The sequence below is a fragment of the Bradyrhizobium sp. Kon58 genome, assembly GCF_055807455.1.
In genome coordinates this window covers 1-269 of record NZ_JBVVOT010000449.1, presented here as the reverse complement: position 1 = coordinate 269, position 269 = coordinate 1, and the positions used below count along the sequence as shown (strand labels likewise).

At 55.0% G+C, this 269-nt stretch carries 1 protein-coding gene; it reads right to left on the bottom strand.

The features are described 5' to 3' along the window. The coding region (locus tag AC0L20_RS41105; protein WP_473295844.1) for a hypothetical protein at window positions 1-269 on the bottom strand (269 nt) is incomplete at both ends.

Here is a 269-nt window from a genome sequence, read left to right as displayed (position 1 = left end):
GCAACCACCGGTACATTGATCAAAGATAAGGAAGACTGATGCGCCTTGCCGACGCCGTCAGCGAAAACAACTTGGTGGGCATTTGCATCCCGCAGCGCGTCGGCCTTGCTGAATGTGCCTCGCACAGATATCAGGACCACTTCGTCGTGGTGGGTGATAAAGGCCTGGGTGTCGGTACCGTCCTTTTCGTCATCGAAGAAGTGCAAGCGCGCAGGGTGTTCCTGCTCAGTTTTTAGTTCCGGGCGATTTTGCGGATACAACTCCGGATC